The organism is Caulobacter sp. AVps16, from assembly GCF_058681455.1.
The window spans coordinates 1,875,772-1,899,002 of record NZ_CM178739.1; the positions used below are offsets into that span (position 1 = coordinate 1,875,772).

Below are 23,231 nucleotides of genomic sequence, written 5' to 3' on the forward strand. Positions count from 1 at the left end.
CCCCCTGCTTCCCGCGCCTAACCCCCTGAAATCCCTGGCCTGCAGAGCGCCAAGTCCACGGAGATCCGCACCGCCATATACTGGCTTCATCTCGGGGCGATGGGGAGGGCGCGCGGCCAGCGACCTTTGCGGCCCCAGGGTGTGGTCGAGCGGGGCTGGGGTCGAGGGGGATACTCGACCGGTCCGGGGATCTGGTTGCTGGCCAGACCCGCCCGCCGTCGGCGTGGTTGAAGGCAAAAGGGCGTGTCTGGCTGAAAGCCCGTCCTCTTCGACCGCTGGAGCCCGCTGGAAACGGCGCGGTCCGGGTCCCGGTAAGGCCTCAACAGGGCCACCTGGCGGGAGGCTGACGGAAAACGATCGCGCGGGGCGCCTGGCTTCGTCGAAACGGTAAACTCTACCTCTCATCCGGACGTCGTCCGGGTGCCCCGCATCCCTCCCCACCCTCGCGGTTTCCGCCGCGAGCCTATCGTCATGCCCGGAGAATCCGATGCCCCTGCCCCGCCAGCACCACAAGAAACCCGACGCCAATGGCACGCGCGCCAGCCGGCGCCACTTCCGGGACGTCGCCTGGCTACAGGCCACGCTCCTCGAGCGCGTCCATGCGCTCGCGGCGCAGCTTGAGCAGCGAAAACAGTGGACCTACAGGGGGCCTACGGGGTGATTAGCTACTTCCAGCCGGGAGAAACGATCCCGCCGGGCTACCAGAAGGTCGAGTTTGATGAAAACGGCCGGGAGACGCCGCCCTACGTCAAAGAAAAAGCCCCCGGTCTTTCGGCCGAGGGCTTCAACAATCTTGTCATCCCGGCAGAGGAACTGAGACCGCCGCAGATCCGGCCACTGACGGACTAGCGGATGACCCGCGCGCCCTTGCCCTTCATTACGGCCTCGACCTCGGCCTGGCGCACCATCGAGGTGTCGCCGGGCGTGGTCATGGCCAGGGCACCGTGAGCCGCGCCGTACTCGACGGCGGCCTGAGGCCCCTTGCCTTCCATGAAGCCGAAGGCCAGGCCCGAGGCAAAGCCGTCGCCGCCGCCGACCCGGTCATAGATCTCGAGGTTCTCGCGCATCATCGAAGCGTAGAACTCGCCGCCGGCATAGAGGATCGCCGACCAGTCGTTGACCGAGGCGGTCTTGGCATTGCGCAGGGTGGTGGCGGCGACCTTGAAGTTCGGGAACTGCTTTACGGCCGTCTCGATCATCTTCTTGAAGTTGGCCGGATCGATCGAGCTGATGTGCTCGTCCAGGCCTTCGACCTCAAAGCCCAGGCAGGCGGTGAAGTCTTCTTCGTTGCCGATCATCACGTCCACGTACTGGGCGATGTGGCGGTTGACCTTCTGGGCCCCTTCCTTGCCGCCCTGCGACTTCCAAAGGCTGGCGCGGTAGTTCAGGTCGTAGGAGATCACGGTGCCGTACTTGCGGGCCACTTCGACCGCTTCGATCACGGCTTCGGCCGTGTTGCTGGCCAGGGCCGCGAAGATGCCGCCGGTGTGGAACCAGCGCACGCCTTCCTCGCCGAACAGCTTTTCCCAGTTCACTTCACCCGGGCGGATCTGCGAGGCGGCCGAGTGACCCCGGTCGCTGCAGCCCAGGGCCGGACGGACGCCGAAGCCCTTCTCGGTGAAGTTCAGACCGACGCGGGTGTTGCGGCCCAGGCCGTCGAAATCACGCCAGATGATGTGGCTGGTGTCGACACCGCCCTGCATCATCAGATCCTCAACCAGCCAGCCCAGGTCGTTCACCGGCAGGGCGGTGACGGCCGTCGAGCGCTTGCCCCAGCACTTCTTGAAAGCACGGGCGACATTGTATTCGCCACCGCCTTCCCAGACGTTGAACTGGCGCGCATTGCGAACCCGGCCGAAGCCCGGGTCGAAACGCAGCATCACTTCACCGAAGCTGGCGCAGTCCCACTTCGTTTCCGAAGCCGGGCGGATGTTGAGGATCTGATCAGTCATTTAGGCCTTCCCACGAACCTTCTTGATGAGTTCAACCGTCTCGCGGACCTTGGCGGTGATGCCCGCATAGTCGCCCGCGTCGAGCAGTTCCTGTGTGATGAGCTTGGAGCCCATGCCGGCCGCGACGATGCCCGCGCCGAACCACTTCTTCACCGAGGCTTCGTCGGGATCGACGCCGCCGGTCGGCATGATGCGGGTCCAGGGCATCGGGCCCAGAACCGCCTTGATGAAATCGGGACCGCCGACCGACGAGCCGGGGAACACCTTGACGATCTCGCAGCCCAGCTCTTCGGCATAGGAGATTTCCGAGGCCGAACCGCAACCCGGCGAGTACGGGATCTTGCGGCGGTTGCAGACCTTGGCGACATCGGCATTGAGGATCGGGCCGACGACGAACTTGGCCCCGTTGGCGATGTAGATGCCGGCGGTCGGCGCATCGACGATCGAGCCGACGCCCATGATCACGCGCGGATCGGCCGAGGCGAAGTGCTTGGTGACTTCGTAGAAGACGTGGCTGGCGAAATCGCCGCGGTTGGTGAATTCGATACAGGGTGCGCCGCCGTCGGCACAGGCCTGGATGACCTTTTTACAGACCTCGACGTCCGGGTGATAGAAAACCGGAATGACGCCCTGGTCCATCAGGGCAGTCAGCACCGCCATACGGTCTTTCACCATCACATAGTCCTCCAAAAGCATCGTTCTTGCGCAGAAGCCCCCGTGGGACGTCATCGCAGGGAAGATTTCGCCGAAATTGGCTCAGGGCGACCGTTTAGACCGCGTCGCGCGCGGACGCCACTCCGTGGCTGCCGCTGCGTCAAACAAAGGCGCGTTCGCGCCGCCTTGTTTCCTTCCCCAATTCCATCCCGGGGTCTCGCTACGGCAAAAGTGAGGGCGTCGAGCAGGCTCGACGCCCCGAAGTTTGCGCAGGAGCGAGCTCCAGAGAGCCGCAACGAGACGGCGCGAACAGATCGAACCGAAACGTTATGATACCGGTGTCATTTCGAGGCAGCCTCGTGGCGCCACCGGTGTCATCGCGCACATAATCAGAAACCCGTGGTTTAGGCAAGCGCCGTCAGACGCTTCGGCAATCGTAATAGATCTTTGAAATCGTGAAGTATTTAGTCAAGCGGGGCTTAGCCGGTATTGCGTAGCCCTGCGGCGATGCCGGCCACGGTCAACTGAATCGCCAGCCGAACCGCTTCGTCCTGGTCGCCTGCCCGCCGCCGCGACAGCAATTCCAGCTGCAGGTGGTTGAGCGGATCGACCGACACGCTGGCCAGGGCGACGGACTCGGCGAGCTCCGGCTGGTTGTCCAGCAGGCTGGTCCCACCCCGGATTGCCAGGGCCAGGCGTTGAGCGGCCTCATGCTCGACCTTGATGGTCTCGAAGATCCGGGTCGCATTGGCCGGATCGGGCGACAGGGCGACATACCGAGCCGCAATGCCCATATGGCTCTGGGCGAGGGCCAGTTCCATGTTCGACAGCAGGGAAGCGAAGAAGTCGAAACCACCGGCCAGATCCTGCAGTTGCGGGATGGAAAGACCGGCGCGCTCGACGCCCGAGGCGAAGCCGAACCAGCCCGGCAGCATGAACCGCGACTGCGACCAGCTGAACACCCACGGGATGGCGCGAAGGTCTTCGATCTTGCGGCTGGCCGTGCGGCTGGCAGGTCGTGAACCGATGTTGAGGCCGACGATCTCACCGATCGGGGTCGCCGACCAGAAGAAGTCCTCAAAGGCCGGATCCTCATAGACCAGGGCCCGATAGCCCTCGAACGAGGCCTGGGCCAGGGCGGTCATGGCGGCATCGACCTTGGGGTCAGGCCGCACGATCGGACGGTCACTCGCCATCAGAACGGCAGCGGCCAGGCCGTCCAGATTGCGACGCGCGGTCGGCTGGTCGCCGAACCGTCGGGCGATCATCTCGCCCTGCTCGGTCATGCGAATGCGGCCCTGGACCGTGCCGGCCGGCTGGGCCATCACCGCCTCGGCAGCCGGCCCCCCGCCCCGTCCGACGCTGCCACCGCGACCATGGAACAGTTGCAGGCCGACCCCCATGCGGTCGGCTTCGAAGGCCAGGGCCGACGCGCCCCGGGCAACGCCCCGACGCGAGGCGACATAGCCGCCGTCCTTGTTGCTGTCGGAATAGCCGAGCATGATTTCCTGCACGGGGCGATCCCCGAGGATCGTCCGGCTGATCGGCAGCTCCAGCCACTGACGCAGGACACGGGGTCCCTGCTCCAGATCCTCGATGGTTTCGAACAGCGGGCTGATCTTGACCGAAGACCGCGGTGCCGCGCCGCCCCAGACCAGGCCCACCTGCTTCAGCAGGACCAGAGGCTCGAGAATGTCCGAGAGGGTCGCCGACTTGGAGATCACATAGGCACCGAGGCAGCCATGACCATAGTCGCGCACAGCCTGGGCCGCGGCCTCCATGGTCGCCAGCTCGCGCGTCGTCTCCTCGCCATAGGCGGTGAACGGCGAAACCAGCGGCCGTTGGTGCGACAGCTCCTCGATCAGGGCCTTGCAGCGCTCCGCCTCCGGTAGGTCGAGATAGCGCAGACCGGTGCCGGCCCTCTGGAAGAGTTCGTCCAGGGTCCGCTCATGCACGTCGGCGTTCTGGCGCAAGTCGAGCGACATCAGGTGGAAGCCGCAGGCCTTGGCCACCTCGACCAGGGTGCGCAGGGCGGTTCCGACCAGCCGCTCTCCGCCGTTGCGCTCCAGGCTGTCGATGACGATCGCCAGGTCGGCGACAAAGGCGTCCGGATGGCCATAGGGCTCGACATCGGTCGCGCCATTGGCATAGGCGACGGGCTGGCCGGTCAGCTTCTGGGACACGGCGGTCAGGCGGTCAAAGACCAGCTCCAGGGCCAGACGGTAGGGCTCGTCGATGCGATGTACCGAAGGGTCCTTGGCCTGCCCCGCCAGGGCCATCAACTCGGCCGAAACCGGGGCATAGGCCGTCGAGATCGCCAGGTTGGACCAGAGCTTGCGGACCTCGCTGGCGTACCAGTCGAGGATCACCCGCGACTGCGAACTCAGGGCCAGTTTCAGGGTCTGGCCATTGACGCCTGGATGGCCATCGCGGTCACCGCCGAGCCAGGAGCCCATCTTCAGCAGCGGGGCCAGTTCGGCATTGTGGGCGATCTGGGCGGTCCAGTCGCCATAGAGGTCGATGATCGCCGGAAGGATGGAGGTGCGGACAATCGACAGGGCGTTACGGATCTCGTCCTTCACCGTGATCCGTTCGGGACGGTAAAGCCGGGTGCGCCACATCAGGGCGATCTCGCGGAACAAACGCTCCCGGATGTCGCTCTCAAGATCGGCCGGGAGATGGTGGCGCCGCAGGGCCATGAGCCGCGAGATCTCGGTCTCGCGATCGACCATGCTCCGGCGACGCACCTCGGTCGGATGGGCGGTCAGGACCGGCACGACATTCATGGCCGCAAAGGTCCGGGCGATGTCCTCGTCGGACTTGCCACCGGCCTTGAGGGCGGCGACGGCATCGACCAGGGAGCGCGGACGATCGTCTCCGGGCTGGGCTGCGGCTTCGGCATGGCGGCGGCGTCCCGCGACGTCCTCGCCGATATTGGCCAGCAAGGAATGACTGGCAAAGGCCCGTGCCAGGAACACGGCCTGGTCGTTTGAGAGGTCAGCGAACAGGTGGTCCAGAACCGGCGCTGCGCCCGTCTCGTCTTCGCCGCTCGAGGCCTTGCGCGCCTGGTTTACCAGGGCGGCCGCCTCTTCGCCTTCCAGATAGGCAATGGCTTCGGACAGCAGATCGCTGAGCAGGTTGGCGTTCTGACGGACGTTACGGCTGGTGGGGCGATCACCGCCGAGCGACAGGGCCGGGTTACGCATAAGCGAGCTCCGCTGACGCCAGAGGCGCCGCTACAGAAGGATGAACCTGAACGCCCTGCCCTAACCGGCGCTGACGTTGCGGCGCCCTTAGCCTGCTTCTCTGGCCGGGAAAACCCGGCAAGCATTATGTTTGCGCTACCATTCGATCTTTGCGTGAAATTTTGCCGTCAGCGGGCCAGCCAACCGCCATCCACGGGCAGAGTAATCCCCTGGACATAGTCGGCCGCCGAAGAAGCCAGGAACACGGCAGCTCCCCCGAGGTCGCTCGGCTTGCCCCAGCGACCCGCCGGAATACGGGCCAGGATCGAGGCATTGCGGTCGGCATCGTTGCGCAGGGCCTCGGTGTTGTTGGTGTCGAAATAGCCCGGCGCGATGGCATTGACGTTGATGCCCTTGGTCGCCCACTCGTTGGCCAGGATCTTGGTCAGACCCGCCAGGCCACTCTTGCTGGCCGTATAGGACGGCACCCGGATGCCGCCCTGGAAGGACAGCAGGCTGGCGATGTTGATCACCTTGCCGGCGACGCCATTGACCGGGCCCTGCTTCAGGGCCTGCTTGGCGAAGGCCTGGGTCAGGAAGAAGACGACCTTCAGGTTGGTATCCATCACCGCGTCCCAGTCGGCCTCGGTGAATTCGATGGAGTCGGCGCGGCGGATAATCCCGGCATTGTTGACCAGGATATCGACCTTGCCGAACGCGGCAACGGTCTCGTCGATCACGCGCTGGACAGGTTCGATCGACCCGAAGTCGGCCTTGATCGACAGAAACTTGCGACCCGTGGCCTCGACAGCGGCCTGGGTCTCGATCGGCGCACTGCGACCCGCAGCGGCAATATTCGCGCCGGCTTCGGCCAAGGCTACGGCCACGGCCTGACCCAGACCGGTATTGGCACCGGTGACGAGGGCAACCTTGCCTTCGAGGCTGAACGAATTGGCCATGGTGAGTTCCTGTTCAAAAATCTTGTCATCCCGGACGGCCTGAAAGGCCGATCCGGGACCACCGCAAACGCAGGCGCTTGTAGCGGTCCCGGCTCTTCGCTTCGCTCCAGCCAGGATGACAGGCCGGGAGCGCGGGAGCCGACGCCCCTATTTCAGCTGGCAGATGTCCAGCACGTTCATGTCGGTGTAGTCGAGGTTCTCGCCGCCCATCGCCCAGATGAACGTGTAGTTCGAAGTGCCCGAACCCATGTGGATCGACCACGGCGGGCTCATCACGGCTTCCTCGTTGGCGATCACGATGTGACGCATCTCGTCCGGCTCGCCCATGTAGTGGAAGACCCGGTCATTCTCGCCCAGCCCGAAGTAGAAATAGGCTTCCGATCGGCGGTCGTGCAGGTGGGGCGGCATGGTGTTCCAGACGCTGCCCGGCTTCAGGACGGTCATGCCCAGCAGCAGCTGGGCCGACTTGCAGGTCGTCGGCACGATGTACTGGTAGATGGTGCGCTCGTTGGAAGTCTCCAGCGCGCCACGCTCCAGCGGGACGGCGTTGGCGAATTCGAGCTTCTTGGTTTCGAAGGCGGCGTGGGCCGGCAGGCTGGTCAGGTAGAAACGGGCCGGATTGGCGGCGTCGATGCTTTCAAACACCACGTCCTTGGCACCCATGGTGACATAGATCCCGTCGCGCGGCTCGATGTCGTAGACGACGCCGTCAACCGTAACCTTGCCCTTGCCGCCGCCAACATTGATCGCGCCAAGCTCCCGGCGCTCGAGGAACGGGTGGCCCGCTGCCGAAGCCGGCTCAGTCTGATCGGGGAGCTTGACGCCAGTCGAGACCGGGGCGACGCCGCCGATCACGAAGCGCTCGGCGTGATTGTAGTGCAGGACAATCTCGTTATCGGCGAACAGGCCATCCATCAGATAGCGCTCGCGCAGGTCGTCATTGCTGACCGCGAACATCATGTCCGGATGCGTGGCGTGATAGGTCTTGGTGAACATGAAGAGCTCCGATGGGCTTATTGGGCGGCTTGAACCGATGACGGATTCAGCCTCGGTTGATCGAGTTTGTAGGCGCGCTTGGGCAGGGTGTAGGTCAGGTCAACAATCAGCTCCTGGGCTTCGACGAGGTCCATCCGATGCTCGGCGACCAGGCGGGCCAGGAAGCTGCTGTCGACTCGGCGGGCAACGTCGTGGCGAGCCGGGATCGACAAGAAGGCGCGGGTGTCGTCGTTGAAGCCCACCGTGTTGTAAAAGCCCGCCGTCTCCGTGACCTGCTCCCGGAACCGCATCATGCCCTCAGGGCTGTCATGGAACCACCAAGAGGGGCCGAGCTTCAGGACCGGATAGTGGCCGGCGAGCGGGGCCAGTTCGCGGCTGTAGCTTGTCTCGTCCAGCGTAAAGAGGATGACGGAAAGGCGCGGATCGTTGCCCAGCTTGCTGAGCAGGGGCTTGAGCGCCTTGACGTATTCGGTCTGGACCGGAATGTCGGCCCCCTTGTCGCGACCATGGCTCTCCAGCAGGCCAGCATTGTGGTTGCGGTACGAGCCAGGATGGATCTGCATGACCAGCCCGTCGTCCAGGCTCATCTTGGCCATTTCCGTCAGCATCTGGGCGCGGAAAAGCTCAGCCTTCTCAGCCGTGACCTCTCCCTTGACCAGGCTGAGGAAGAGCGCTTCAGCCTCACCGTCGGCAAGGTCGGCTGTGGCGGCCGTGGGATGGCCGTGATCCGAAGATGTCGCCCCGGCGTCGATGAAGGCTCCGCGGCGGATGCGGTGAGCTTCCAGATAGCCCTGCCAGCTATAAACATCCTGCCCGGTAACCTCGGCGAAGCGCTCGAAGGCCCGTCCTGATCGCTCGTCCTCGAAATCGATGACGGCATCCGGTCGGTAGGCCGTAATGACATGGCCTCCCCAACCACTCTCGCGGATGGCGTGATGGTGCTTCAGGGTTTCGTGCGGACCTTCAGTAGTCGCCAGGGTCTCGATGTTGAAGCGGTCGAACAGGGCGCGCGGCCGGAAGGCGTCGGTGGCAAGCGCTTCGTTGATCGTATCAAAATAGAAGTCTGAAGTTTCGCCAGAGAGGAAGACTTCAATACCGAACACCTGGCTGAAAACGTGATTCAACCAGATCCACGACGGCGTGCCCCGGAACAGATGGAAGTTGTGGGCCAGCAGACGCCAGGCTTCGCGCGCATCCGTCGCCGGAACCCCGGACTTGGAACGAACCTTCAGCGCATCCAGTGAGATCCCCTGGCTGTAGAGCATGCGGTAGAGATAGTGGTCCGGAGCCAGCAACAGGTCGGTAGCGTCTTGAAAGGGCGCATTGCTCGCGAACCAACTGGGGTCGGTGTGGCCATGCGGGCTGATTATCGGCAGGTCTCGGACCGTCGCATAAAGCTCACGCGCTATGGAACGCGTCCACTCTTCGGCTGGAAACAGGCGATCGTCATGGAACATCAGGGGCCTGACCATGGACTTCTCCTGCTTCCTCTCCTGCCGGCAGCTTCGCCCGTGGCCGCATCTGACGTGCGCTTGGTAACCGGTGTCATGCCTGCTTGCAAGCCTGACCTTAGTGGGTTTGGCCTAAACTACGGGGGCTGGCCCCGATGATTGGCGAACAACAAGGGTGGGTTCGGTTCGGGCTGGATCACGCTCCTCGCGCCGTTCGCGGCGCTCGGCATCGATGAGCTTCTCAGCAGCCATTCTTCCGATCTCACGGGTTGGCGTGTGGATGGTCGTCAGCGGAGGCCATACGGCCTGGGCGATCTGGAAATCATCAAAACCAACGACCGTGAGATCGGCAGGAACACTCAACCCAGCCTTTCGAGCGGATTGCAGCACACCAGCCGCCATCTCGTCATTGCCGGCGAAGATCGCTGTCGGACGCGGGGTTCGCGCCAGAAGCTCATCGCCGCAGGCAACGCCAGACTCAAAGGTATAGGCCCCCTGAATGATGTCACTTGGCTGTAGCGTGAGGCCGCGTTCGGCAAGGGCTGCTTCAAAGCCGCCTCTCCGCTCATGCGAGGAGCGGAATGTCGCAGGCCCCGAAATGAAGGCAATGCGACGGTGGCCCAGATCAAGAATGTGCCGCGCTGCCTGGGCACCGCCCATGCGATCGTGGCCGACAATCATGTGCTCAGGCTTGTCGAGCTCTACCGAGGCAATTCGGATATAGGCGCATCCGATTTCATTGAGCAGTTTTGCCACCCTTTCATCTTCAGAAACCGAAGGGGGCAGGACGACACCGTAGAGCTTTTGGCGCTCAACGAATGTTCTCACATCCGCGAGAAAGGTCGGGCTGGCGCGATTGCAGGGATGCACGACCAGCTCGAAGCCAGAGCCCCGCATGCCGTCCAACAGGCCCAACTGCATGTTCACAACATACTGTGGATTTGGGTTGTCATAGATCATGCCGATCAAGAAGGACCGGCGAAACGCTAGGCCTCGCGCCTGAGGATCCGGAGCATAGCCCCACTCGGCAATCACAGCTTCAATCCGTTCGCGCGTTTCGTCGCGCACGAAGGGCGATTGATTGATCACCCGCGAAACCGTCTTCTTGGACACACCCGCTAGCCTGGCGATGTCATTGATCGTGGCGCGCTTGCGTCCGCCTTCAAGTCCGCCCTCAGGTTCATGATCGCTCGAAGGCGGACTTGGCAGTTTGGGAGAATTCACGGCGTTTCCATGCAGCTTTCAGCGCTTGCATTTGTCATACTCCAGACGCACCGACCTCGCCACCAATGGGCGCAACTGCCCTGTTGAGGGAGTTTGACACCGGTTACCGACTGGGTGGATAAGGTTTCGCCGTCCGACTAGCCGCCGCGTGAAGGCACGAATGACCCAAGTTAGCTGTGTCCACGACGAATCGATTCACGATGTCGACCCTCGCGATCATGTCGCCACAGCGCTGCGTGACATCGTCGCAGGTGAAACGCTCGAACTGCGCGGCCGCAGAATTGTGGCGCGATCTGATGTCCCCAAAGGCCACAAGATCGCTATAGCCGCCGCCAGTATCGGCGACGACGTCATGAAGTATGGCTGGCCCATCGGCCGGGCGACGGTCAGCATCGCCGTTGGCGACCATGTCCATGTCCACAATGTGGAAACCAAGCTGGCCGGCCTCGAAGGCTATGATTGGCACCCACCTCAGAGGCGTCTGATAGAGGCACAGCCAGTCCACAGCTTCATGGGCTACCGGCGCACGAACGGACGGGTAGGCACGCGGAATGAGATTTGGGTGCTTTGCACTGTAGGCTGCGTCGCCAACACCGCCCGTCGGATCGCGGAAAAAGCCAATCTGCGCTTCGCCGGTCGTACCGACGGGATCTTCGCCTTCCCCCACCCGTTCGGCTGCTCACAGCTTGGCGATGATCTCTCCCATACCCGCAAGCTTATCGCTGCCCTGGCGGCCCATCCCAATGCCGGCGGCATACTGATCCTGGGCTTGGGCTGTGAAAACAACCAGCTGCAGGCCCTGCTCGACAGCGCCCCCGACCTGAATCCAACTCGCGTGCGGGCGTTCACCACCCAATTGGTCGAAGATGAACTTGAAGACGGCCTTGCCGCAATCGAGGACCTTGTCGCCATTGTGGAAAAAGACCAACGAGAGACCTGCTCGATTTCCGATCTTGTCATCGGACTCAAGTGCGGTGGCTCAGACGGCTTTTCCGGAGTGACCGCCAATCCACTGGTTGGCCGCATCGCCGATCGGATAGCCGATGCTGGCGGCACTCCGATCCTGACCGAGATTCCTGAAATCTTTGGCGCGGAACAGATGTTACTGGCCCGCGCCGGCTCTCAGGCGGTGTTCGATAGCGCTGTTCAACTGGTGGATGACTTCAAGCGATACTTTATCGACAACAATCAACCTATCCACGAAAATCCTTCACCGGGAAACATTGCTGGCGGCATCACAACACTCGAAGAGAAGTCCTTGGGTGCCGTGCAGAAAGGGGGGCGCTCTGAATTGATCGGGGTGATCCGTTATGGCGAAAAAGTGGGGGCCCGCGGCCTTACCCTGCTAGAGGCACCGGGCAATGACGCCGTTTCCTCAACCGCCCTGACGGCTGCAGGAGCCACCCTGATCCTGTTTACCACCGGTCGCGGTACGCCCCTGGGCTTTCCAGCCCCGACCCTGAAGATCGCCTCCAACAGCACGCTTGCCACGCGCAAGCCCGGCTGGATCGACTTCGATGCGGGGATAGTCTTGTCCGGCCACACAATCGAAGACGCGGCTGACGCCCTGATGGATCTTGTTGTCGAAACGGCATCCGGCAAACAGACCAAGGCCGAAGCGAATGGTGAACGCGAAATCGCAATCTGGAAAAGCGGTGTAACCCTTTGACTGCAATGCCCCTCTCCTCCCCGTTGCAGCTTTGCGCGACAAGCAGTCCCGCCGCGTTGCCGGGGGTCTTTCAACCAGATTACGATCGTGACCGGGTCTCGATCGGCATTGTGCACCTGGGTCCCGGCGCATTTCACAGAGCGCATCAGGCTTTCTACTTCGATCAGTTGCTGGCGCAGGACCCGCGATGGGGCATCTGCGCCGTGTCCCTGAAGAGCACCGGCGTTCGCGACGCCCTGGCACCGCAGAATGGCCTGTACACCCTCGCCCAACTCGACGATCAAACCACTTTCCGGATCGTGGGGTCGATTGTGGAGGTGCTGGTTGCGCCAGAGGATCCGCCGGCCGTCTTTGCGCGTCTGGCTTCCCCGATGACCAGGATGGTCACCCTGACGGTGACAGAAAAGGGCTACTGCCTGTCTCAGGAGGGCAGCCTTGACCAAGCCCATCCGGATATTCGTCATGACCTGGCCAACCCGCGAGACCCCGTCAGCGCCATTGGCTATCTGGTCGAAGGCTTGCGTCGTCGCTTCCTGGCCGGCCTTCCGCCCTATGCCGTCGTCGCCTGCGACAATCTGGCGGACAACGGCTGGCGGCTAAAAGCGGCGGTCATCGAATACGCGACCAAGGTCGATTCCGAACTGGCCGGCTGGATTGACGCCAATGGCAGCTTTCCACGCACCATGGTCGATAGCATCACGCCCGCCACAGATGACGCCTTGCGGGAGCGCACTATAGCCGCAACCGGACTTGATGACGCTTGGCCTGTTCAGCGCGAAGCCTTTACCCAATGGGTGGTCGAAGACGTTCTAGGCCCGCACGCGCCAGACCTCGCCAGCGTCGGCGTCACCCTGACCGATGATGTCCGAGGCTTTGAACGTGCCAAGTTGCGCCTTCTGAACGGCGTTCATTCTACCCTCGCCTATGCGGGAATTCTGCGCGGCCATGTCACCGTCTTCGAGGCGATGAACGACCCTGTCCTGGCCAAACTGGCCGAGGATATGATGGCCCTGGATATCATTCCCACCTTGATTGCTCCGCGTGGCCTTGATCTTGGGCTGTATGCCGAAGCGATCCTGAAGCGCTTCCGCAATCCAGAGATCCGCCATCTGCTGGCCCAGATCGCCTGGGACGGCTCACAGAAGCTGCCTTTCAGAATCCTGGGAACAATCGCCGATGCGCTGGACGCAGGGCATTCGGTCGAACGCTTGGCTATTCCACTGGCGGCCTGGATGCATTTCGTGAGGCGGCAGGCGGCTGCCGGAACGGCCCTCATCGATCCCTTGGCCGACCAACTCGTTGCTGTCGCTAAATCCTGCTCCAACGAGACCCAAGCTGACGTTGCGGCGTTTCTGGCCCTGAACACCGTTTTTCCGGCAGATCTGCAGAGTAATAAGGCCTTTGTCGCAGCTATCGAAAAGGCCTATTCGGCCCTGACCTAACCGGAGCTAGCGCGTCACACCTTGGCCAGTCAGGACAGGCAGGACAGTTCTCGCCAGGATCACGAGATCGAACCCGAACGAGCGGCGCGCCAAGTATTCTGCATCGAGCGCAACCTTGTCTGGAATGGACAGTTCGTCGCGACCGTTGATTTGAGCCCAGCCCGTGACGCCCGGCCGCAAGCTGTCGACTCCTGCCTGGCGTCGCGCAGCAATCAGATCGTCTTGATTGAAAAGGGCGGGCCTTGGTCCAACCAGACTCATATGGCCGACAAGTACGCTCCAGAGTTGCGGCAACTCATCAAGGCTAAGCCGACGAAGGGTCGCGCCAATGGGCGTCAGCCAATGATCCGGATCCGCAAGCAGGTGCGTCGCGACCTCAGGCGTGTCGGTCCGCATGGTGCGGAACTTCGGCATTGCAAACAGCGTGGAGCAGCGCCCTACCCGTTGCGACCAGTAGAGCGCCGGCCCTGGAGACGTCAGCCTCACTAAAACCCAAAGCACAAGCAACGGCACCAGCAAGACCATTAGCCCTGCACAAGATGCCGCCACGTCGAAAGCGCGCTTCAACATCGGACAGAGACTACGCCAGATCGCCGGTCGCAGCATCCAGCAACAAATAGGCCCGGCCAGCATCCGAAGACAGCAGAGCGGCAACCAGGAAACCTTCGCGGTCCTGCCCGCCGGCTTCATCGATCATGCCCGCATATCGCTTCAGGAACCGCTCGGCATTGGCCCGAAGGGTTGCGTCCGAGAACAGGCGCCGTACCAGCCGTCGAATGGCAGCGGGCGCCAGTCGCTTCACAACTTCACGCGCACCCGAAGCATCACGCGTCTGGATAGCGGCCGCGATTTCGTCGATCCGGCCGCGAGGCAGAAGTGCGTGAGGATCAATGCCCATCGCTGAAATCTCAGCGGCCAGTTTTTCGCCTAGAGCCGCATCGCCCGGCGAACTGTTCTCTATGCCCGAGAGCAAGGATCGCCACGACCAGTTTTGGCCCTCAGGCCCGTCCTGGACGGGGGGAGCGGCGCGGCCGCCAGCATTGTCGAACACCGATCGGAACTCATCGTCCGTAGCCGTAGGCGTGAGACGCAGGCGCGGCCGGGGTCCCGGGTCATCCGCGAGCAGGTCATCGTCAGGATCCATACCCGCGCTCGGCATAGTCGGAACTGGCGGCGGGACGGATTTCGAGCGGGAAACCTGCGCTGGAGCCGTTCGTGCGGGAGTCGGTCCTCCCATTGCTGCAGCAGCTTCACTGAGGGCATCATAGTTGCGACGCACACGATCCTGGAAGGCTTGATCGATCGCCGCCGTCTCTTCCGCCGTGCGGCGGGCTGCGGCCATCAATTCCGCGATGCCCTTTTCGATCGACGCCCGAACCTCGACGGCTTTCTGCATGGCTTCGACAGGCATTTCGGCCGTGCGCTGTCCAACCTCGTCGAGCATGGCTTCCAGTTCACCCAGGGTGCCACGTGCTGTCAGGACTGCCTCAGCGAGCTTCTGTGCGGTGCGGGCTCCGGCCTGTTCCACCATTTGAGCGGACTGCTCGATCAGATCTCGCGCTTCTTCCATGCGCGACTCGAAGACGGTGTCGGCCTTCTGACCTGCAGCAAAGGCGATCTCGTTCAACTGGTCCACGCGACCGCGCGCCGACTCGACGCGTGCATCAACACCTTCGCTGGCCTTGAGTGCTGCAGCCGCAAGGGCCTCCATGGCCTGCTTCAGTTCGATCTCCAGCCCTTCGCGCTGGCCTGCTGCGGCATCCGAAATGGCGGTGAGCACCTTGTTGGTCTCATCGACCAAGCCGTCCCGCTCCGCCTTCGCCGTCTCTGCCATGTCCTTGAACTGCTCTGACGCAGCCGCAATCAGGCCACGCAAAACCTCCGCCCCCATTGCCGCAACGTCGCTGAGCTCGGTCGCGCTGACACGGGTATAGGAAACGAATTCCGTGAGCTGTGCGGTTCGTGTCTCCGACTCCGCAGCGAAATCTTCCTGCTCCGATCTCAGGGACTGGCTGGCGGCGACCAGAGCCGCCCTTTGCTGCGCCAGATTCTTTTCAACAGAACTCATCTGGTCGCCAAGGCCCTGTCCCGCCGTCTCAAGGCGGGCGATTTGACGCGAGATATCCTCTGCGCCGACCCGGGCCGCATCAGAAGCTTCCGCTGCCGCAGCGGCGAGATCTGCCGCGCGGGCCGCAAGAGCGGCCTCGGCCTCACGCAACTGGGTTTCCGCCAGATCGGAAGCTTCCGCCACCATGCGGGCCTGACTCCCGATGGCATCCACAACGGCCGTAGAACGCGCATCCAGCATGACCGACAGGGTCTCAAGGGCCTGACGCTCATGACCCAGACCTTGGGAAAGCTGATTGGCCATGCGGGCCGAATCCGCAGCCGCCTCTGCCAATCGCGCGGTCTCCTCAGCGAGCGACTGGCGCAGTGACAGGATACGCTCCCGCGCCTGTGTCGCAGCGATGGTCGCGCCGTCGATCTGACTGCGGATCGCTTCTACGGCCCCGGCTGCACCGGCCGCCGCCAGGACGGCGGGCGTAACCAGGCGATCGGTCATGGTCCGGTTGCGGCGCAACTCCGCCGAAACACCCTGAGCCTGCCGCAGAAGATAAGCGCCCAGAAGAGTGAGCAGCGCCGGGCCAACGGCCAAGCCTGCGAATACCGCAAGCGCAAAGCCTTCAACCTTTAGCGCAGGAACACCCTGGGCATAGCCCAGAGCGAAAGCCAGGGGAGCCAGGGCCCAAAGGGCGGCAGCCGCAACGGCAAAAGTCCAGAACAGCGCCGCAGGCATGGGGCGCCGCTCGGCAGGCCCCGCTCGATCGAACGCGTCGACCGGGGATGCCAGATCAAGAGGCGCATCAGCACGTTCGGCCCTGACCGGCGTCGTATCATGCCCGGGCTCGACCACCGGCGCTGGGGGTTGGGCAGCGCTGGTGGCCAGTGACGTCGGGGCGAACGGCGGCACCTCGTCTGCCATTGGCGACTGTATGGTCCGGCTGCGGCGTGAGGCCGCTCGTGCGCGCGGCGAGGAGGGCTCTGGCGCAGGCAAGTCAAGGTCCAGGTCGGCTGCACCCATGGGGGCATCGACCGGCATGGCAATGCTCTCCTCCGGCTCCTCAGGAACTGGAGATTCTGGCGCGGAGATTTGATCCTCTGCGGATGCCTCCACAGGAACGGCGGAGAAATCGAGCGGTTGGCGCTTCTTAGGCTTCATACACAGCCAGGGTCCCAAGGCGGTCAGCGAAGGGCAAAGACAATCAACGCGCGCCCTGCCCCTATATCGCGTAGAGAATGAACCTAGCGGCGAAAAGCCCGCGCGCAAAGCGGCTTCGGTTGAGTTTTAAGGTTACACGTCGTCGCGGAGCGATCCAGGGCCCGTTCCCGTCATCGAACCCGCTGAGGCATCCGGAACGGCCGCCCTCGGAACCTTCGGTCCTTCACGCGGCGTCCGTGACACTGTCCGTTCTGGCCTGGTGCTGATCCGGGGATCAGCCTTGATGTCTATGCCCAGCTGGCTCAACGCCATGGCTGATAGCCAGACGACGACAACTGCCAGCAATTCCGCAAGGACGCTCATGGTCAACCCACCGTGCGATAGCGGCGTTATGCGATGAATCCAGTCCTGGGCCGAGTGAACTTTTGGTCATGCACACCGGGACCGGTGCCACTCAAGCTGACAGCGCCTCCAGAATTCCAGCGCTTGCCCCCTCGGCCTCCACTGCCTAGGTCGCCAGGAAGCAAGTCCGCGCTGGCTCGATCCAGGGTGGAACGGACTTTTTCTGTTTGCGGACCCCTGTTTTGGCCCCTACCCAGCTTGAACCGATCGCGCCCAGCGCTTTGCCGGAAACATTCATGACCGAGATCTCGCCGGCCCGCTTGACCCATCTCCAGCGCCTGGAGGCAGAGAGCATTCACATCCTGCGCGAAGTCGCAGCGGAATGCGATCGCCCGGTAATGCTGTACTCGATTGGCAAGGACAGCGCTGTGATGCTGCATCTGGCGGCCAAGGCCTTCTTCCCGTCGCGACCGCCCTTTCCGCTCCTGCATATCGACACCACCTGGAAGTTTCAGGCGATGTACGCCCAACGCGACAAGGTTGCCGCTGACCTGGGTTTCGACCTGCTGGTCCACAAGAACCCGGAAGCCGAGGCCAAGGGCATCAATCCCTTTGACCACGGCAGCGCCCTGCACACCGACATGTGGAAGACCGAAGGTCTGAAACAGGCGCTGGCGAAACACGGCTTCGATGCCGCCTTTGGCGGCGCACGCCGTGACGAGGAAAAGAGTCGTGCCAAGGAGCGCATTTTCTCCTTCCGGTCAGCCGAGCAGCGATGGGATCCGAAGAACCAGCGGCCCGAACTTTGGAAGCTCTACAACACCCGAAAACACCCCGGTGAAAGCCTGCGGGTGTTCCCGATCTCCAACTGGACCGAACTCGACGTCTGGCAATACATCCATCTGGAAAGCATCCCGATCGTGCCACTTTACTTCGCGGCAGAACGGCCGGTGGTCGAGCGCGACGGCGCTCTGATCATGGTCGATGATGATCGGTTCCGGTTGCTGCCCGGCGAAACCCCGACGATGAGGAGCGTAAGGTTCCGCACCCTGGGCTGCTACCCTCTGACCGGTGCCGTTGAAAGCACGGCCTCAACCCTGCCCCAGATCATCCAGGAAATGCTGCTGGCAACCACGAGCGAGCGGCAAGGCCGCGTCATCGACCATGACCAGTCCGCCTCTATGGAGAAGAAAAAGCAGGAGGGCTATTTCTGATGACCAAGGTGTACACGCCCTCTGACCTGATCGCGGACGACATCGACGCCTATCTGGTCGCACACCAGCACAAGTCGCTGCTTCGCTTCATCACCTGCGGCAGCGTCGACGATGGCAAATCCACACTGATTGGCCGGCTGCTCTATGACAGCAAGATGATCTTCGAGGATCAGCTTGCGGCCCTTGAAGCGGACTCCAGGCGGGTCGGCACTCAGGGCGGGGCGATCGACTTCGCCCTTCTCGTGGATGGTCTGGCCGCCGAGCGTGAACAGGGCATCACGATTGACGTCGCATATCGCTTCTTTGCGACGGACCGGCGCAAGTTCATCGTCGCTGATACCCCCGGCCACGAGCAGTACACGCGTAACATGGTCACGGGGGCATCGACCGCAGATGCGGCGATCATTTTGATCGATGCCCGCAAGGGCGTGCTGACCCAGACCCGCCGCCATGCCTATCTGGTCAGCCTGCTCGGTATTCGCCACATCGTGCTTGCGGTGAACAAGATGGATCTGATCGGCTGGGATCAGCCGCGCTACGACGCCATCGTGTCGGACTTCCGCGCCTTTGCGGATCAAATCGGTCTTTCCGTCTTCACGCCCATACCGATCTCGGGCCTTGGTGGAGACAACATCGCCAGCCAAAGCGTTGAAACGCCGTGGTTCAAGGGTCCAATTCTGATGGACTGGCTGGAGACCATCCAGGTCGAAGATGATCTGCAAGCCAAGCCGTTCCGCATGCCCGTCCAATGGGTCAATCGGCCAAATCTCGATTTCCGCGGCTTCTGCGGGCTAATTGCGTCCGGCGTTGTCAAGCCAGGCGATCGCGTGCGTGTCCTGCCGTCAGGCCAGGAAAGCACCATCGACCGCATCGTCACCCTGCCTGACGACCTCCCGCAGGCTGTAGCCGGTCAGTCCGTGACCCTGACCCTGTGCGACGAGATCGATATCTCCCGTGGCGACCTGATCGTGGCGGCGGCAGCCCCCTGCCCGGTCGCCGGGCAGTTCGAGGCGACCGTTGTGTGGCTGGACGAGGACCCCCTGCCTCCAGGACGGGCCTATCTGTTGAAGATCGGCACTCGGACCGTGGGGGCTTCCGTCACCGAGATAAAGCACCGGGTGAACGTCAATACGCTGGAACGGACGGCCGCCAAGCGGCTGGCCCTGAACGAAATCGGACTGGTCAATCTGTCGCTCGATCAACCGGTGCCCTTCGAGACCTATGCGGATAACCGCGAACTGGGCGGATTCATCCTGATTGACCGGATCAGCAACCGTACGGTCGGTGCCGGCATGCTGAACTTCGCGCTGCGAAGGGCAGATAACATTCACTGGCAACATACGGACGTCACGAAACAATCTCGCGCTGCACTAAAGAGCCAGCGCGGTCAGGTTGTTTGGCTTACCGGCCTGTCGGGCGCAGGGAAATCGACCATCGCCAATCTGGTCGAGAAGCGACTGCACGCCCTGGGTCGCCACACCTACCTTCTTGACGGCGACAATGTCCGTCACGGTCTCAACAAGAACCTGGGCTTCACGGAAGAAGACCGGGTAGAGAACATCCGCCGGGTGGCGGAGGTGGCCAAGCTCATGGTCGATGCGGGCTTGATCGTACTGACGGCCTTCATCTCGCCGTTCCGCGCTGAGCGGCGAATGGCGCGCGAGATCCTCGAGGTCGGTGAGTTCATCGAGGTCTTTGTAGACACCCCACTCGCCGTGGCTGAAGCCCGCGACGTCAAGGGCCTCTATGCCAAGGCGCGCGCCGGTCAGCTAAAGAACTTCACAGGCATCGACAGTCCCTACGAAGCGCCCGAGGCACCCGAATTGCGCATCGACACCACTAGCATGAGCCCGGTTGAAGCGGCCGAACGGATCGTCGAATGGCTTGAAGGGCAGGAAAACGACTACACCATCTGAACGCGCCCGGTGCGGCGGTTAAGGGCAATGGCTCCAACCAGGCCCAAGGCTGCCATAACCGCCATGGCCAGATAGCCAAAGGCGTTGCTGGCATCGAACAAAGGACCGGCAAGCAGGGTGGCAATGCCCAGCGTGAAGCCGCCGGACAATGCCGAGTTAAGCGCCTGAGCGGCCGAAGCGTTTGCAGGCGGGGTCAGCTTTTCGATCAGTCGCAAGGAGGCCAGAAAGCTGGCAGCAAAGGTCAGGGCGTGGAGGCCCTGCAGCGGAAACAAGAGCCAGAGCGGCGGCGAGAATGCGTAGGCCAGCCAACGCAGGACCGCCGCGATCCCCCCGAGGATCATCAGCTTCTCGGGTCCGATGCGGCGGCGCCATGGCTCCAGGAACCACATGAACGCCACCTCTGCCGCGACGCCGACACCCCACAATAGCCCAATGACCGGCTCGGAAATGCCCTGCCCGCGCCAGAGGATTGTAGAAAACCCATAGTAGAAGGCATGAGCCCCTTGGATCAGGCCCGCTGTGACCACAGCCAGCAGGAAGTTGCGGTCCTTCAGCAGCGCTCCGAGGCCCTTCCAGCGATCAGCGCCGATGGGTTTGGCCCCATCGGTGTGGACGGGGTCCGCCGGAATGACCAGACGGGCCGCCACGGCCGTCAGAAAGGCTGAAGCCGCGATCCAGACTGGAATGACAGCTGGTACCGCCAAAGTCAGGACGACACCCATGATCAGGTTAGCGACGATGAACGCGGTCGATCCCGTCCCGCGCGGCAGGCCGTAATTGAACGATTCAGCGCGCGCACGTCGCAAGGCCATGACGTCGACCAGCGGCGAAACCGTCGAAAGCAGGGTCTGGCCAATGAACCATGCGATCGCAAGACCCAGCGCGCCAGGCGCGATCAGCAAGGCGGCATAGCCCAGGCCCGCACCCAGCGACAAAAGGATCATCGGCGAGCGGCGCAGGGTGAACCCGTCAGCCCAAACCGCCAGCGCCGGCCCGGTGAACGGCCGGGCCAACATGGGAATGGCGAGGATCAAGCCGATCGCCGCGCCACTCATCCCGCGATCGCGCAGATAGGTGCCGATGTAAGGCAGGCTCACACCGGTCCCGAGATACATCGCGACGTAGAAGATACTCAGCCGCGTCAGGCTACTCATCGGCCAAGGTCGCCCGAACGGCCGGCATACCTGACGCCCATGAAGATCACGCCTCTTCGGCTCCCCCAAAGCGGCCTGCCCACTCGGCGATCATGTCCTCGTCAATCTTCCTGAACAAAACCTCAGGCGCACGGACCGTCAAACCGACCGGAAGAGACGAGAGCTCATGCCTTGCATCGCTGGTGGGCCAGGCGGCCGGCAAAGAGAGCGAGAAGGCTTCGGCGATCTTTTCTGAGGCAAACGGGATGAAGGGCAAAGAAATTTTCGCGTAAAGCGCAGCCAGGTTGAGCGCTGTTCTGACAATCACAGCGGCTCGATCGCGATCTGTCTTGATCGCCGTCCAGGGCGCGGCCTCTTGCAGATACTCGTTGCCGACCACCCAAAGGGCCCTGAGCGCCTGGGCGCTCTTGCGAACCTCGATGGCGTCCATCTGTTCGGCAAGATCCGTGAGGCGCGCGGATACGTCGGCGAAGAGCTTCTCTTCCAGGGGTCCAGGCGTGCCACCTTCAGGCACGACTCCGTCGAACTTGCCTTCGGTGAACTTCAGGATGCGATTGATGAAGTTACCGAGCACATCGGCCAGATCGCGGTTCACGGCGCTGGCAAACATCTCCCACGTAAACGCGGTATCGCTGCTCTCAGGCGCGTTAGACGTCAGATACCAGCGCCAGAAGTCGGGTGGCAGGATTTCCAGAGCCGCGTCCATGAACACGCCGCGCTTGTTGCTGGTCGAGAACTTGCCGCCATACCAGTTGAGCCAGTTGAAGGCTTTGAGCATGTCGACGCTCTTCCACGGCTCTTCCGAGCCCAGGATGGTCGCCGGGAAACTGACGGTGTGGAAGGCGACATTGTCCTTGCCCATGAACTCAACATAGCGAACATCGGCTGCACCCTCGTCGGTCCGCCACCAGCGCTTCCAGTCGCGGCCCTCTTCGGCGTCGGCCCATTCCTGGGTCGCGGCGATATATTCGATCGGGGCATCAAACCAGACATAGAAGACCTTGCCCTCCATGCCCGGGCGAGGCCCGCCGTCCTTGACCACCGGGACGCCCCAGGCCAGATCGCGCGTAATGCCGCGGTCGATCAGACCCTCGTCGAGATGCTTGTAGGCGATCGACTTGGCCAGCTGCGGCCATTCGGCGTGGCTGTCGACCCAGGCCCGGATCTTGTCGGCCATCTTGGTCTGCAGAAGATAGAGATGGCGGGTGTCGCGCACCTCCAGGTTCCGCGAGCCCGAGATCACCGAATAGGCGTTCTTCAGGTCGGTTGGATCCAGCAGATTGCCGCAGTTGTCGCACTGGTCGCCACGCGCCTTGTCGAAGCCGCAGTGCGGGCAGGTGCCCTCGATATAGCGGTCGGGCAGGAAGCGCTTGTCGTCGATGGAATAGACCATCTGGTCGACGCGTTCCTCGATCAGGCCATTGGCCTCCAGCACTTCGGCAAAGTGTTGCGTAAGCTTGCGGTTCTGCGGCGAGGATGACCGACCAAACCAGTCCCAGGACAGGCCAAAAGCTTCCGCCACGTCGCGCTGCAGGACGTGCTGTTCGGCGCAGTAGGTCTCCACGTCCTGGCTGGCGGCGGCGGCGGCCAGTTCAGCCGGAGTTCCGTGTTCGTCTGTCGCGCAGATATAGAGCGTTTCGTGACCCCGGGCCCGCTGGAAGCGCGCGTAGACATCCGCCGGCAGCATGGATCCTGCCAGATTGCCCAGGTGCTTGATGCCGTTGATGTACGGCAAGGCGGAGGTGATCAGGATACGAGCCATGAGGCGGAAATCTTCCGGGGGAGTCGGGGATCAAGGAAACAGGCGTTCGCATATAGAAGGGCGGGCCGCGAAACAAAAGCGCCGGACCGTT

Annotated in this window: 17 protein-coding genes; 6 read left to right on the forward strand and 11 right to left on the reverse strand. The window is 62.8% G+C overall.

Features of this window, described 5'->3' with window-relative positions; all coding sequences use genetic code 11:
- Positions 1–77 precede the first annotated feature (77 nt).
- Positions 78–347, forward strand: a complete 270-nt coding sequence (locus tag ACW17U_RS09115; protein ID WP_492055718.1) for a hypothetical protein — start codon at positions 78–80, stop codon at positions 345–347.
- 310 nt (positions 348–657) lie between these two features.
- Positions 658–849: a hypothetical protein gene (locus ACW17U_RS09120; protein WP_492055624.1), complete on the forward strand. Its 192-nt coding sequence runs from the start codon at positions 658–660 to the stop codon at positions 847–849.
- Here ACW17U_RS09120 and ACW17U_RS09125 read toward each other — a convergent pair.
- From ACW17U_RS09125 to ACW17U_RS09155, 7 genes are all read right to left on the reverse strand, one after another.
- Entirely contained in the window at positions 846–1,952 is a 1,107-nt protein-coding gene (locus tag ACW17U_RS09125; RefSeq protein ID WP_492055625.1) for a PfkB family carbohydrate kinase, read from the reverse strand. The two genes, ACW17U_RS09120 and ACW17U_RS09125, sit on opposite strands and share 4 nt — an antisense overlap.
- Positions 1,953–2,627 carry a bifunctional 4-hydroxy-2-oxoglutarate aldolase/2-dehydro-3-deoxy-phosphogluconate aldolase gene (locus tag ACW17U_RS09130; protein WP_062151386.1) on the reverse strand — a complete coding sequence of 225 codons (675 nt, stop codon included), beginning with the start codon at positions 2,625–2,627 and terminating at the stop codon, positions 1,953–1,955.
- A gap of 458 nt (positions 2,628–3,085) precedes the next feature.
- Complete coding sequence (gene ppc, locus ACW17U_RS09135) at positions 3,086–5,812, reverse strand: phosphoenolpyruvate carboxylase (RefSeq protein ID WP_492055626.1); 2,727 nt, start codon at positions 5,810–5,812, stop codon at positions 3,086–3,088.
- A 167-nt stretch (positions 5,813–5,979) separates the two neighbouring features.
- A complete protein-coding gene (gene kduD, locus ACW17U_RS09140) occupies positions 5,980–6,750 on the reverse strand; it encodes a 2-dehydro-3-deoxy-D-gluconate 5-dehydrogenase KduD (protein WP_492055627.1) in 771 nt (256 codons plus the stop codon).
- Between the two features lie 147 nt (positions 6,751–6,897).
- Positions 6,898–7,746, reverse strand: coding sequence for a 5-dehydro-4-deoxy-D-glucuronate isomerase (kduI, locus tag ACW17U_RS09145; RefSeq protein ID WP_062145995.1), 849 nt, complete (start codon positions 7,744–7,746; stop codon positions 6,898–6,900).
- 17 nt (positions 7,747–7,763) lie between these two features.
- On the reverse strand, positions 7,764–9,218 hold the full coding sequence (gene uxaC / locus ACW17U_RS09150) for a glucuronate isomerase (protein ID WP_492055628.1): 1,455 nt from the start codon (positions 9,216–9,218) through the stop codon (positions 7,764–7,766).
- Positions 9,219–9,329: 111 nt separating this feature from the next.
- Positions 9,330–10,406 (reverse strand): LacI family DNA-binding transcriptional regulator, encoded by a 1,077-nt coding sequence (locus ACW17U_RS09155; protein ID WP_166504327.1) that lies wholly within the window; start codon positions 10,404–10,406, stop codon positions 9,330–9,332.
- A 175-nt stretch (positions 10,407–10,581) separates the two neighbouring features.
- Between ACW17U_RS09155 and ACW17U_RS09160 the strand changes: the two genes are divergently transcribed.
- Positions 10,582–12,090, forward strand: coding sequence for a UxaA family hydrolase (locus tag ACW17U_RS09160; RefSeq protein ID WP_492055629.1), 1,509 nt, complete (start codon positions 10,582–10,584; stop codon positions 12,088–12,090).
- Between the two features lie 5 nt (positions 12,091–12,095).
- Positions 12,096–13,532, forward strand: coding sequence for a mannitol dehydrogenase family protein (locus tag ACW17U_RS09165; protein WP_492055630.1), 1,437 nt, complete (start codon positions 12,096–12,098; stop codon positions 13,530–13,532).
- 6 nt (positions 13,533–13,538) lie between these two features.
- Here the strand turns inward: ACW17U_RS09165 and ACW17U_RS09170 are convergent, their stop codons facing one another.
- Entirely contained in the window at positions 13,539–14,099 is a 561-nt protein-coding gene (locus ACW17U_RS09170) for a sugar transferase (RefSeq protein ID WP_492055719.1), read from the reverse strand.
- 13 nt (positions 14,100–14,112) lie between these two features.
- The gene (locus ACW17U_RS09175) at positions 14,113–16,770 is read right to left on the reverse strand and encodes a coiled-coil domain-containing protein (RefSeq protein ID WP_492055631.1); all 2,658 of its coding nucleotides are present in this window, start codon (positions 16,768–16,770) and stop codon (positions 14,113–14,115) included.
- A gap of 566 nt (positions 16,771–17,336) precedes the next feature.
- Here ACW17U_RS09175 and cysD point away from each other — a divergent pair.
- The gene (gene cysD, locus ACW17U_RS09180; protein WP_492055632.1) at positions 17,337–18,308 is read left to right on the forward strand and encodes a sulfate adenylyltransferase subunit CysD; all 972 of its coding nucleotides are present in this window, start codon (positions 17,337–17,339) and stop codon (positions 18,306–18,308) included.
- Positions 18,308–20,224 carry a sulfate adenylyltransferase subunit CysN gene (cysN, locus tag ACW17U_RS09185; protein WP_492055633.1) on the forward strand — a complete coding sequence of 639 codons (1,917 nt, stop codon included), beginning with the start codon at positions 18,308–18,310 and terminating at the stop codon, positions 20,222–20,224. Before cysD ends, cysN begins: the two co-directional genes overlap by 1 nt.
- On the opposite strand, the gene ACW17U_RS09190 is transcribed toward cysN, so the two are convergent.
- Positions 20,212–21,378, reverse strand: a complete 1,167-nt coding sequence (locus ACW17U_RS09190; RefSeq protein ID WP_492055634.1) for an MFS transporter — start codon at positions 21,376–21,378, stop codon at positions 20,212–20,214. The two genes, cysN and ACW17U_RS09190, sit on opposite strands and share 13 nt — an antisense overlap.
- Before the next feature lie 46 nt (positions 21,379–21,424).
- Positions 21,425–23,140: a methionine--tRNA ligase gene (metG, locus tag ACW17U_RS09195; protein WP_492055635.1), complete on the reverse strand. Its 1,716-nt coding sequence runs from the start codon at positions 23,138–23,140 to the stop codon at positions 21,425–21,427.
- Positions 23,141–23,231 lie beyond the last annotated feature (91 nt).